The 12,983-nt window shown below is 55.8% G+C and carries 7 protein-coding genes; 6 read left to right on the top strand and 1 reads right to left on the bottom strand.

Features of this window, described 5'->3' with window-relative positions; all coding sequences use genetic code 11:
* The first annotated feature begins 158 nt into the window (after positions 1 to 158).
* From MF4836_RS02685 to MF4836_RS34855, 6 genes are all read left to right on the top strand, one after another.
* Positions 159 to 677: an Hcp family type VI secretion system effector gene (locus tag MF4836_RS02685; RefSeq protein WP_078468984.1), complete on the top strand. Its 519-nt coding sequence runs from the start codon at positions 159 to 161 to the stop codon at positions 675 to 677.
* 99 nt (positions 678 to 776) lie between these two features.
* Positions 777 to 2,864: a type VI secretion system Vgr family protein gene (locus MF4836_RS02680; protein WP_078468982.1), complete on the top strand. Its 2,088-nt coding sequence runs from the start codon at positions 777 to 779 to the stop codon at positions 2,862 to 2,864.
* 15 nt (positions 2,865 to 2,879) lie between these two features.
* The gene (locus tag MF4836_RS02675; RefSeq protein WP_078468980.1) at positions 2,880 to 5,546 is read left to right on the top strand and encodes a lytic transglycosylase domain-containing protein; all 2,667 of its coding nucleotides are present in this window, start codon (positions 2,880 to 2,882) and stop codon (positions 5,544 to 5,546) included.
* On the top strand, positions 5,525 to 6,013 hold the full coding sequence (locus MF4836_RS34865) for a hypothetical protein (RefSeq protein ID WP_153050184.1): 489 nt from the start codon (positions 5,525 to 5,527) through the stop codon (positions 6,011 to 6,013). Before MF4836_RS02675 ends, MF4836_RS34865 begins: the two co-directional genes overlap by 22 nt.
* Positions 6,014 to 6,250: 237 nt before the next feature.
* Positions 6,251 to 7,120, top strand: a complete 870-nt coding sequence (locus MF4836_RS34860; RefSeq protein WP_153050183.1) for a lysozyme inhibitor LprI family protein — start codon at positions 6,251 to 6,253, stop codon at positions 7,118 to 7,120.
* A 169-nt stretch (positions 7,121 to 7,289) separates the two neighbouring features.
* Positions 7,290 to 8,183, top strand: a complete 894-nt coding sequence (locus MF4836_RS34855; protein ID WP_153050182.1) for a lysozyme inhibitor LprI family protein — start codon at positions 7,290 to 7,292, stop codon at positions 8,181 to 8,183.
* Between the two features lie 1,052 nt (positions 8,184 to 9,235).
* Here MF4836_RS34855 and tssM read toward each other — a convergent pair.
* Positions 9,236 to 12,979 carry a type VI secretion system membrane subunit TssM gene (gene tssM, locus MF4836_RS02670; RefSeq protein ID WP_078468978.1) on the bottom strand — a complete coding sequence of 1,248 codons (3,744 nt, stop codon included), beginning with the start codon at positions 12,977 to 12,979 and terminating at the stop codon, positions 9,236 to 9,238.
* Positions 12,980 to 12,983: the final 4 nt, after the last annotated feature.

The following is a 12,983-nucleotide window of genomic DNA, read 5'->3' as shown; positions in this document are numbered from 1 at the left end:
TCGACAGCCGCCGAATAAAACTCATAAGCCGTTGTTTTTAAATGATAAATACAAGAAAAAAGAAAGACTGGCACAGGGTTTGCGATAAGGCCCGGGTCATCACCGATGGCATCACGGCCCATCAAGCCTTATTCGTCAAACCTACAAGGAAGCAGCCAATGTCTACTCCCGCCTATATCAGTATCCAGGGCAAGACCCAGGGCAACATCACCCAGGGCGCCTTCACCGCCGACTCCGTCGGCAACGTTTACCAGGAAGGCCACGAAGACCAGATCCTGGTCCAGGAAATCGAACACCTGATCGCCACTCCGACCGACCCCCAAAGCGGCCAGCCCTCCGGCCAGCGTGTACACAAGCCGTTTATCTTCACCGCGCCGCTGAACAAGGCCACCCCGCTGCTGTACCAGGCTCTGGCCTCCGGCGAGATGCTCCCGGAAGTGGAAGTGAAGTGGTACCGCACCTCCACCGAAGGCAAGCAGGAGCACTTCTTCACCACCAAGCTGGAAGACGCCACCATCGTCAACATCAACGCCGCCCTGCCCCACGCCCAGGACCCGAGCAAGGCCGGCTACACCCAGTTGATCAAGGTCGCCATGGCCTACCGCAAGATCACCTGGACCCACGCCATCGCCGGCACCGAAGCCTCGGACGACTGGCGCAAACCGCAGGAATCCTGACCCCAGCCAAAGGCACGACCGACGCCCAGTGCGCCGGCCGTGCCGACTCTGCGCTGATCGATGATCCGGGCATTGACCCCGGTTGCAACGGAGCCTGTCATGCCTACCCAATCCGACCTGCGCTTTACCTTCAGTATTGGTAACGAGTCTTTTGAGGTTGTTGAGTTCACGCTGCATGAAGCGCTGTCCGAGACCTTTCATCTTTGCGTCGAACTGAGCAGCGCCAATCCGGCCATCGACTTTGGGCAGGTGCTGGATCGACCGGCGTTGCTGACCCTCTGGCACGGCGATGCACCAATGCGTTACGTGCATGGCGCCGTGTCCTCCTTCGTGCAGCACGACAGCGGCTTCAGGCGTACGCGCTATTCGGCGGTGGTCGAGCCACGCTTGGCGCGGTTGAAGCTCAGCTCGGACTGGCGAATTTTTCAGACCCTTACCGTGCCGCAGATTACCGAGGCGGTGCTCAAGGCTCACGGGCTGACTCAAGACTACGAACAACGGGTCACCAACGAGCATCTGTCACGTGAGTACTGCGTGCAGGCGGGCGATACGGACTACCACTTTGTCGAACGCATCATGCGCGAGGAAGGGTTCTTTTATTCCTTTCGACACAGTGCCGAAGGTCACCAACTGGTTCACAGCGACCGCCTGTTTATCCACGGTCGGGTGGGCGATGAGCCGGTGCAATACAATCCCACGCCCGGCGGTGATCAGCCTCAGCCTGCACTTCGCCGATTCGCCTATAGCGAAAACGTGCGTACGGCACGCCAGACTCAGCGCGATTACACCTTCCTCCATCCGCGCTATGGCCATCAGCACAGCCGTGATGGCGTCGATCTCAACCATCAAGGTCGCCAATACGAACGCTACGATTACCCGGCCCGCGCCAAGTTTGATGAGGCCGGCAAGCCCTTCGCTGAAAACCGCCTGCGTGGTCACCGCCGTGATGCGCGCATGGCCCTGGTGGAGGGTGATGATCCGCGCCTGCAACCGGGCATTTCCTTCACTCTGGCCGGCCACCCACGGGAAGATATGAACCGTGGCTGGCGTCCGGTGAACATCGTTCACCATGGCAAGCAGCACACCAGCCAGGCTGAAGAAAGCGCCGAGGCGCAGCTGGGTACGCAATACAGCTACCAGGCCGAACTGGTCCCCGATGATGCCGAATGGCGCGCCGAACCGCTGCCTAAGCCACTGATCGACGGGCCGCAAAATGCGCTGGTGGTTGGGCCACCGGGGGAAGAAATCTATACCGACGAATACGGCCGCGTGAAGGTGCAGTTCCCCTGGGACCGCGAGGGCAAGCAGGACGAATACAGCTCCTGCTGGATCCGCGTTTCACAGAACATCTCCGGCGCCACCTGGGGCCATATGGCGATCCCGCGAATCGGCCAGGAGGTTATCGTCGACCACTTCGACGGCGACCCGGACCAACCGATCATCACCGGCCGCACTTATAACCGCCTGCAACTGCCGCCCTACGAACTGCCCTGGCACAAGACCCGGATGACCATCAAGAGCAAGACCCACAAGGTCGAAGGCTTCAACGAACTGCGCTTCGAGGACGAAAAGGACCAGGAGGAAATCTACGTCCACGCGCAGAAAGACCAGAACATCCATATCAATCACGACGAGACCACCTTCATTGGCAATGATCGCAGCGAACAAGTCGAACACGACGAAAGCATCAGCATCGGCCACGACCGCAAAGAGACGGTCGGCAACGATGAACAAGTCAATATCGGCCAAGACCGCCGCCACGATATCGACCAGGACGACACCCTGAGCATCGGCCGCAATCACAGCATCCGCACCGGCAAAGACCGCAACGAAGAGGTCGGCAATCACCGCCGCGACAAGACCACCGCCAATCACTGGGTTAGCATCGGCGGGCATCAGGAACACAGCGTGGAAGGTCGATCCGAACTGCAGGCAGGTCAGGCGATTCGTCATCGCTCGCAGGTGATCGACCTGCAGGCCGGGGAAATCGTCCGCCTGCGCGGCCCCGGCGGCACCATCACCTTGCACGATGGCGGCATCACCCTGGACGGCGTCGCCATCAACATCAAAGGCCCGATGACTCAACAGGGGGGTGGCAAGGGCAACTCGATGTCGTTGTTGAGCGACGTGGCAACAGGTGAAGAAGCGGACGCTTCTTTCCTCCCCTCCTTCTCCGGCGATGCCTAAGGAAACGCAGCAGCCATGGCCACATTCAAGTTTCCGTTCAAGGACCAGGCAGGCAAAGAGGTACGCAACGCCGACCTCTACTACGACGCCCTCACCATGGCCTCGAGCGGCTACTACCCGCTGGGCCCGTCGGGCGTGCATTGCGGTATTCACTACGAGTCCGCCATGGCCAACACCCTGGCCCTCGTCGACGGAATAGGCGCCATTGCCAAAGGCGAAGTGGTGGCTTACAGAGTCAACCGCCGTTACCTCGGCGTGCGTGGCCGGGCGACACCGCCCATGTCGGACAAGGTGCTCTACAGTTCGGGCTTCGTACTGACCCGACACTCACTCGAGTACCCCGCTGGCAACAAGCTGACCTACTTCTGCCTGGCCATGCACCTGCGGTCCTTTGAGGAATATGAGCGCCTGGGCGCCCGGGCCAAGCGCCCACCTTACTGGACGGCCAAGGTCTACCGCGTCTCGGAACAGGCCGATGACAAGCAAGACGCAACTGCGGGTTCTGCAGCAACCAGAATGACCGGACTGCGGGTGCGCGCCGAACCGTTAGCCGGTACTACACCTATCCTCGGCATTCTCCCGCACGGGGCCAGAATCATTGGCAGAGAGATCCATGACAGGAAGTGGGTGCGCATCCAGGCGCTGATCGAAGGCGACATGGCTCCATTGAACACAGGCGATGCCGCACCGGAAACCAGCGCAGCCATTGACGGTTGGGTGTTTCTCAAAAGCCTGACAGAACAGTCTCAGGTGCCGGATGCCTTTGACGAAGTTGTCTTCCCCACTCCCCCACTTAAAGTCAAAGCGGGAGCACTGCTTGGGCACCTCGGTGAATATCAACGAATAGCTGACCCCGGCTCTTCCCGACCCATGCTGCACCACGAAATCATCGTCGGCCCCGACCTGCCGGCCTATCTGCACAAGAGCAGAGCCGCCGCGAAATCGGCCAAACCGGAACACAAGACCCTACTGCGGATGGCACCCAGCGCCCAGCTATACAACGCCGTACTGGCACCCGCCCAATCCGGCCTCCTCAGTGCAGGCACGGTCATCGAGCTGGAGAGCGCCCCACCGGACGATGCGGTCTATGTCAACGTCAAACCCGCAGCCACCCTGCAATGGATCGATCGCACGGCGAAGCTGCCCGCCGGGGCACGGGAAGCCAGGCTGTACCGCCACAGCAACACCGGCGCCTATACCGCTGCCGACATCATTGCCGAGGCAAGGCGTGGAACCGCTGGCCAAGCCGGTGCCACAGGCTATCGCGGCATCTTTGTCGATGTCAGCGACCAGACACCGATCTGGATCGCCAAGAACACCTACCGCGGCCTGTACCCCCTGGGCAAACAGAAACTGCTGCTGTTGGACGTGGCACAGGGCTGGGACAGCTACCCCCTGACCTTTGCCGCAAACGGCCACAAAAACGGGGCCTTCCCCCAGCACTTCGCCATTTCAACCCTGGAACAGGCACGCCCCGCCACGCCAGACCCTGCCAGCGAGCCCATCGGCTTTGCTCTGGATGAAGCGGGAAAACGCTGGTGGCAAGTGCAACTGAAGGACGGCATAACCTCAGCCATCGGCTGGCTCGGAGAAGAAAACCACCCAGGCATCAGCGTGCATTCGCCTCACGAATGGGTGGACTTCAGCGTCATCGAAGCCGAGTCCCAGACGCTAGCCTACGGCAGCTACTTTCTGACCCTGGCAGAGATGGCAGCCTTCCAACGTGGTGAAAAAGCGCTGCAGAAAAACCAGCTGGATACCCCCTTGCAGGAAGTTTTTGACACCCTCGACAGCCACCCCGACGGCGCCCTGACCTTGGGCGAACTACAAGCCGCACAACGCAGCCGCAGCACGCTGCAACGATTGTCCCGAATCATCCTGCGCTACCCCACCGAGTGGAAAGCCGACCCTCAGGCTTGGGCGCACTATGATGCCGAAATTCCTCCGTCAAATAGGGCGGCCTGGGAAAGTGAAAAGCAGCGCATGGGGGAGTTGGTTTGGTGGGATGAGGTAGCGGGGAAGATAGACGGGTTTGCAAAAGAAGATTCTATTTTTCATATTCATTCGGTAGCCATAATTGGAAACTTCCCTAAAAACACAAGGTGCATTAATTACAAGGTTATGTACGCTGCGAAAGGACCGTCATACAAGGCAGATCAAATCGCGGCCAACAGCAATTACAGGCTACCTGTAGATCACAGACCAAACCGTTTAGCAGGAAATAGTAGGGTCCATGGTGATGCGAGCCAAGAGGTCCAGCGACAGGTAATTGATATTTTAGTTGAGCTCGCACAGGACTACGAACTCACTAGAGACGACCTCGCAATGATACTGGCGATAGCTCGAGTAGAGTCCGGCTTTAATCCTGACGCTGCCGCAGGCACAACATCGGCATCAGGTCTAGGCCAGTTTGTAGATGGTACAGCGCGTGCCTACGGCATCTATGATAATGAGCAACGATTTGATGCAAAAATGAGTTCGGAGGGATTAGTAAAACATTACATTGATAACAAAAAAATGGCAGCACTGCGCTACTCTGGAAGAGAGGTATATTTAATGACCTATGCTTACCACCACGATGGGCCTTCACTGAGCTACGGCGGACGCAAGATATCCGAGGATGAAGTTATGCCAAAATTTGATCTCTATCTGGAGCATATATGCAAGGATATAATGAGCTAATTATGAGAACAGCCTATGCATTAGTAGTTGTTCCACTATTAAGCTTTGCTGCATGGCCTGCTATCGCGCAAGAAACATCTGTAACCATTGAAGATAGAGACCTGAAAAAACTACAGCCCGTAATAAGCAATGCCGTTATCTCAAACCCATCATTTAGCGACTACTCTAATTTCCGCTGTTCCTTAATAGGCAGGAAGATATCGCTATCCAAAAGCATTATGACTTTCTTCGTTACCACCGAAAACGCCTGCGGGTGGGGAGCCGCCTTAGGACCAATGTGGATCGTAGAGTCCAAGGCTAACGGAAACGCCATGGTAATTTTAAATTATGGCGGATACTCTTTAGAGGCACGACCTTCTTATTCTAACGGTATGCCTGAAATTGAAATAAGAAGTGGTACCGCAGCCACATATCAAATGAATAAATTTTATTATGATGGCCGTTATTACCGTCTGACACCTCCTTAAACACCATGTGGCAGACCTGCACCATAGAAACTTCCTACACACGGCAATATAGACAGTTTAGTTATAACAAGAAAACAGCCGAACCATAATTACCCAAACACCTCTCGAATGAAAGAAGTAGGACCCGATGAGTAAGGCGATGGATTTAATACCAAACATGAGATCTCAACAAAAGCACGTAAGAACATAGACACGTTCCTTGAGAGCTGTACGACTACAAACCTAAGAAGATATTATATGACTAGTAAACGCCACCATCTCCGGGACCCTTTCATAGAACTTAAGAGCGCCATCAAGATATTCTACATATCGTTCTTGCCTTTACTTTTCCCGTCCACTGCGGTGGCCGAACTCTTTGCAACAGATCTACTTGGAACGTGGGAGGTTTCTCAGGTGCATACAAATTTAGAGTCAGGTAGAAAGTCCTATTACCACTGGGACAGCCCATTACTTAGATGGAGGATATTCACGCTCTCTGAAAAAGAAATAACAGCCGCCGAATTGAACACAACCACAACGTGCAACAACCCTAGCACCACCCAAAAGCGTGTTTATCTAGATGACTACTTGAAAAGCAATCTTGGCGGATATGGAGAAAAATCTCGCAACTCGCCAATTGACGATTACAAATTAAACCTTCCGAAAAACTATCAAGCTGACATCATCATAGTAAAGTGCGAAAATCAAATATGGAATGAATTGCTTGGCGCCTCGTATCTTCCTTCAAAAAAAGAGGACTCCGATGGTTCATGGCTGCTACTTTTAAATAAAAAATACATGATACTACGCTGGCATGACGAAACTCTTTTGCGACTTTCCAAAATTCCTCCACCCTCTAAACCGTCGCCTTCTTTTTCATGTGAGAAATCGAAACACATCACTGAAATTACAATCTGCAAATCATTTGAACTGTCCGGCCTAGACAAAAGCATTGCCTCGGCTTTTGATTTGCTTTTGAACGAGACACTACGTGAATCAATTGATGTGTTGGAGATGCGGCAACAACAAAAAGCCTGGCTGCGCCAGCGTAACGCATGCGGCGAGAATCAATCATGCCTCGCAAAGGTAATGACGATGAGACTGGAGCAACTTTCAGTATTCGACTAGAAGCAACAACCAGTAAAAATCGACGATTGAGAGTAATTCTGCACAATGCTCTTTGCTGCCATTCAAAACTTACCTATATCACTTTCTTTTTAAAAGCAAGAAACACATAGATATTTTTCGGACATATGATATTCACTCAAACGAAACCAATTCAATTATAGAGGACGCTATGAGCCTCATGAAAAACCTACCGAGCAGCCTCAAGCACGTTATAAACCGGTCATTTACTAAAATAAAATCTCAACTACAAAAAACAGCTCTCTATATTTTATTGCTTGTTACAGGCACCGCATCTGCGGCACCTTCAGCAATCCCTGAAGAACTGCTAGGCCAATGGGAAGTCCGCGAAGTTCACCTCAACACAACTTCAGGGCGCACCTTTCATTACGGCTGGAACTCCCCGTCACTTCGGTGGAGAATATTCAGCTTTGAAAAATCACACATTTCAAACAACACACCAGAAAAATCGATACCTTGTAATGCCCCCATAGCGGATGTCGAGTTCAAAAATGTTAGCAAAATGCTGAATTCCCTTTTGGGTTATGACGAACATGTCGACCAATCAGCAGCTGAACATTACAAGCTAGAAATCCCTGAACACCTCAATGCAAAGTTTATTAAAATCAACTGTTCAGACGGTGCGTGGAACGGAGCGATTTTTTCCGCAAAAAATACTAACGAACACTTTTCGAATGGGGCTTGGCTATTCTTTCTTAAAGAGGATGAAATTGCGCTGCGCTGGTATGATCAAACACTATTGATTCTCAAAAAAATACATCCAAATACTAAACCAACGCCTTCATTTCCTTGTGAGAAAGCAAGATTGAATGCCGAAATAGCAATATGCAAGTCTCACGAGCTTGCAGGCCTAGATAAGGGCGTGGCAGCAGCCTACAACACGCTTCTGAGTTTCACGAAGAACGAAACTCCCAATGATGTGAGCCGTGTACGACACGAACAAAATGAATGGCTGAAAGTGAGAAACTCATGCGGCGCCGATACGTCATGCTTGTCAAAATCAATGGAGCAACGAGTTAACGAAATGGACATGCCGCTCGACTAACAACCCTGTTCAGAAAAGCATTACCCCTTTATTAACCCGCTCCAAACCTTGACCTAATGAATATTTCAGAGCGGACCACGAAACACTCGCTAAATAACAAAAAAGGCCAGCCTAGGGATTCCATCAGGAGAGACAAATGCACTCACTGACCAAGTCAATAAATCGAGTGAACTCAAGAATGATAGCTGCACTATATTATCTAGCAGTCCTTCTGCCCGAACATGCATGCGCTGCCAACCCCCCGATACCAAAGTTCACCGACTATCCTGCGGAAATTTACTCGGGAGAGTGGATGATTCCTTCATCTATAAAACAGGATGGTGATATGTGGCGAGATAATATGGGGAAAATGGTACCTCCGCCCTCTATAAATACAGCAGGAAAGTTTTACATAGCAGCACACAGCTGCGGAACTTCATGCAGATACTACACGCTTACCGACCTGTCCAACGGACGACCATCCCAAGCGCTTAGGTTATTTTCAAGTCAACATGCCAGCTCGAAAAGCTCTAAAATCGGACATGTCACAATAGTAGATCTAATCACTCACCCAGAGAGCTTTCTAGTTCTAGCACGTTCCTACAGCGAAACCACAGACCGACAGTTGCCTCATTGTTTGGCTCGCTACTTCGTACTATCTGACGACGGGAAGTTCATCAAGCCAATCACGAAGCCACTAGAATGCTCAGACAATTAAAACAGGAAGCACAAAAAAATATTGGACTACAGACGCTATTGAAACTCCTCCGCAACACATGACTTTCTGAAAATAAAAGTTGGCGCCCGAAATAGTTGGCTCAGCCGGATGAAATAAAAGTGAGATTTCCGATAGATAGAGCCACTTCCCACACCCATGCATTAGGCGTTGCGACGCGCATCCGACAGCACGTGAAAGTACCAAAACTCGTCATGGCAATAGCTTGGTTAAAGGTGATGGCGACCGGTGTAGTAACCGGACGCCATACTCGTGCTATCTGACTCGAATCTCTCGTCCCAGGTGCGCCTGTTGGGTCGTACGCACCTGGTTATTTCTACCCTGCTGCCTGTCGCTTTTATGCGGCGCCTGCTTCGCCGCCTTTACCTGAGAGCGGCTCTGGCGGTAGCCCGCTCTCCGCACTCTTGCGCAGCCCATCCTGCAGCAGCGTTTGCGGCAGGGAGAAGCCTTTGAATAGTGGCTGGGTAAACGGGTTGTTCGCCTTCTCCGTGCTGATGCGGTAGCGCATGCCGCCATCCGGTGCGGCGAAGCTGATGTCGACGCTGGTGCTGGTGGCGCCGTGCAGGCGGGCCTGGCTCAGCAGGCGATAGAGCGACCAGGGACCACGGTAAACCAGGCCGCTGCTGCTGCCGCCGGCGTTGACCAGCGTCATGCGGCTCTCGTTGCTGGGGGCCAGGGTGTTTGGCCAGATCAGCGCCGTGCTGGTGGTGGGGCCGTGGTTGTAGGAGACCAACTGCCCTTCCACGCTGAAGGAACTGCTGCGTTTGTTCGGCGCCATGCCCAGTGGTTCGACGTAGAACTGCACACCCAAGGTGCCACGGCTGTTGAAGAAGGCATCGCGGATTTTTTCGGCTGCTTCCAGTTGGGTCAGTACGTCGGTGCGCACCAGGTAGCCACCCAGGCGCTCGGAATACAGGGCCTCCAGATTGTCCTCGATAAACAGGTTGAGGTACTTCTCGCGAAATTGCTGCAGGCGTCCCTGCGGACCGAAGAACGCAGTGAAGTCATCCAGCGCCACTTCCTCGCGGCTGGCCGGGCTAAAGGGGTAACGGCTGGCCAGGCGTTCACGGTAGAAGCGATAGACGTCCGTCTCCCAACGGCGCTCCAGTTCCCGCAGCGCCTCCACCAGGATGACCCGCGATGATTCATCAGCCAGTTTGCCTACCTGGCGGTTCAGCGGTTCGGGCAGGCCGGCAGCGATGCGCTGCAGGTTGCTGATGGGGTCGGGGCCTTTCAGGCCGAAGCGCTCCAGCACCACCGCCAGCGCCGCCTTGCCGCGGTCTGGGCCGTCGTGGACGGTTCGCACCTTGTCTTGCACGCTGCCGATGGCTTGCATGGTCTCGTCGAGGTAGGACGGACGCTCGCCCTTGGCATCCAATAATTGGCTCATGGGCGCGAATGCCCGGGCAATGCCGATGATGGGCGTGGCTTGCGCCTGCGTTGTGTCGCCCGCGAGCTTGTCTGCCACCGCCATGGCTTGGCCGGAGGCAGCCTCTTCGTCGGACGTCACTGCGCTCAAGACGCGGGTACCCAGTTCGCTGTTGTCACGCACGGTTTCCACTAGGCGGCGCAGGGGCGCGGCCGGGCTGGTGACGCTGGCCAGTACGTTGACCGCCTCGGCAATGTCCTGAAAATCGCGCACCTCCAGTTGATTCAGATTCTGTTGCCAGGTGTCGATGTAGTCACGGCTGTAGATGGCCCGGATTCGATCGGCCAGCGCACGCTTGTCGGCGTCGGAATAATCGATATTGCGACGCTCGCCCAGGGCCCATTGATCGATCATTGCCAGCTCGGTGAGGTCCTCGCTGTGGGGGGCGAAGTAGCTGCGGTAGCCCTTGGCCGTGAGCAACGCGTCGATACGGCCATCAGCGGTGGCTTGTCCTTCCTTGCCCCTGCCGACTGTATCGGGTTTGTAGACCACATCGAATGCCGGGCCGATTTCGTTGCGCAAATCCAGCGGCGCGCGCAGGGTTTCCCCGGCCTGGCGGCGCATGGTCATGTACACCCGCTGCGGCAGCGGGATCTGCCGCAGCTCGCGCTGCACCACGGAGACCCGTTCCTGATACTGGGGCAGCTGGGTATCGGCGTATTTCATCGCATAGTCCAAGTGACGCATCAGCGCGCGCTGCACTTGGTCCTCACCTGGAAATGCCCGCACCCAATGCTCGTCCATCCAGCGCTCGACTACGGGCGAGCGCCGATTGGCTCGATCCTCGATCATCCGGTAAACCCGCAGGGCAGCCAGTTGCCCATCACCGTCCACGGCCGGGCCGTCGAGTTGCTCCATGACACCACTGGCCAATGCGGGCAGGAAACGTTGCGACAGCAACGTGAGGTAGGCCTGGTCCACCTTGGGACCGATTTTCCGGCCCTGGTACAGGCCCAGGTCTGCGAGCACCGGCCAGGCATCGCGGTAGTCGCCATAGACGGCCACCGCATTGCTGATCTGATCCAACGGTTGCAACAGGTTGCGTCCGGTGGGATCCAGTTTGCCGTCGATGGTGTGGGTGCTGTAGGCACGACTGCGCTCAAGCACATTCATCGCCTTGTCGCGGTTCACCGAATAGTAGTGGTACCAAGCGCCAATCAGGACACTGCAGCCCAGGGAGGCAACACCGAAGCGCACGGCCAGGGCGCGTTTTTTGTCGGCGAGGACCCGCGGGTTGTCTCCCGCAAGGCCTGATTCGGGGTAGATGACACGCTGGAACAACTGCTGGGCGAAGTAGACCATGGCTCGCCCGCTGGGGTGCATGTTCGGCACCGGCTCGCGGATGTCGTAGTTCTGCGAGGCAGACGCGACAAAGGCGTTGGTCAACACACCCTGCTGATAGACCGAGGACAGGAAGACCCCGCGCGGCAACGCCGGGGTCATGTAGCGATCGCTGCCCAGGATGTCGCTCAAGAACTCCAGCAACAATGGGCGCATGCCCGTCAGTTGCCGGACCAGGGAATAGAGCGCCTCCCGTTGCGCGAGTTCGCTGACGTCGGCCAGGGCATCGAAGACCTGCTCGTTCAGGCGCTTGAGGAACTCGTCGTAGCGCGCGCCGAGCTCATCGAGCCAGGCGTCATAGTTCTGCAGCGAATCGAGGGTGAACGTGAAGCCGAAGATGTCTTCGCGAACGGATTTCGGCAGCCGCGCGAAGAGCGGCTCGAAACCTTCGAGCAAGTCGAACTTGCTCAGCACCACATACAACGGCGGACGAGTCCCCAGTTGTCGACTGAGCTCCACCAGCCGTGCACGCAGCAACGAGGCCAGCGCCTTGCGGTCGCTGGGCTGCTGGTTGAGCAAGGTCACCAGACTGACGATCAGGACCACACCATTAAGCGGGCGCCGGCTGCGGTTGCGCCCCAGCCAGGCGACAAAGCCGTCCCACAGCCGCGGATGGATATCTTCCGGCAGCACCGACGCAGCAGCTGGTTGCGCAGCGGCTTGGTGATCGCCCTCCTCGCCGGGTTGATCCGAATCCGCTGGCGCCGCCATACGCGGCTGGCTGATCAGTTCGCCGGGCGGATCGATAAGTACGCCCTGGTCGCCGATCCACCAATCAATGCGGTAGATCCTGTCGGGGTCTTCCTGCATCCGCCGGCTGCTCGCCTTGACCTCTCCCGTCAATGAAAAGCTCTGGCTGGAGCGGTTGACGAAACTGGTCTTGCCGGCGTTTTCCTGGCCCAGCACCAGATACCAGGGCAGTTGGTAGAGGGCGTTGCGCCCCTTTAGATTGGCCTGGAGGATGCTCAAGCTGTTGTCCAGGTCGCGTTCCTGGGCCTGCACATAGCGTAGACAGGGGTCCAATTGCAGCGCCTGTTCCTGGTGGCTGTCGGCCTCCAGCGTCCGATTGCGTTGACGCAGGCGGCTCACCCAGACCAACAAGGGAAGAACCAGCAGCACCAGGGTCGCGAGGACGCGCGCGGCGAGACCGGCCAGGGGCTGATGCTCGCCCCAGGTCCATTGCGGCCCCAGCCACCAGATGCCCGCCAGGGCCAGTACCAGAATCAGCAGCAATGCCAGCGGCATGCCCTGCTTGGCCATGCCCAGGAGAGGCCGGCCATAGCGCTTCAGGTTCGACCAGATATTAAACATGAGA

Origin of the sequence: Pseudomonas sp. MF4836, assembly GCF_002018875.1 — a bacterium.
Classification (GTDB): domain Bacteria; phylum Pseudomonadota; class Gammaproteobacteria; order Pseudomonadales; family Pseudomonadaceae; genus Aquipseudomonas.
Note: the sequence above shows the minus strand (reverse complement) of the source record. Positions and strands in the feature narration are given on the sequence as shown.

Excerpts from the sequence above, each read along its gene's own strand:
- MF4836_RS02675 (WP_078468980.1), top strand. The coding sequence starts at position 2,880 with ATGGCCACATTCAAGTTTCCGTTCAAGGACCAGGCAGGCAAAGAGGTA.
- MF4836_RS34855 (WP_153050182.1), top strand. The coding sequence starts at position 7,290 with ATGAGCCTCATGAAAAACCTACCGAGCAGCCTCAAGCACGTTATAAAC.
- MF4836_RS34860 (WP_153050183.1), top strand. The coding sequence starts at position 6,251 with ATGACTAGTAAACGCCACCATCTCCGGGACCCTTTCATAGAACTTAAG.
- MF4836_RS02685 (WP_078468984.1), top strand. The coding sequence starts at position 159 with ATGTCTACTCCCGCCTATATCAGTATCCAGGGCAAGACCCAGGGCAAC.
- MF4836_RS02680 (WP_078468982.1), top strand. The coding sequence starts at position 777 with ATGCCTACCCAATCCGACCTGCGCTTTACCTTCAGTATTGGTAACGAG.
- tssM (WP_078468978.1), bottom strand. The coding sequence starts at position 12,979 with ATGTTTAATATCTGGTCGAACCTGAAGCGCTATGGCCGGCCTCTCCTG.
- MF4836_RS34865 (WP_153050184.1), top strand. The coding sequence starts at position 5,525 with ATGCAAGGATATAATGAGCTAATTATGAGAACAGCCTATGCATTAGTA.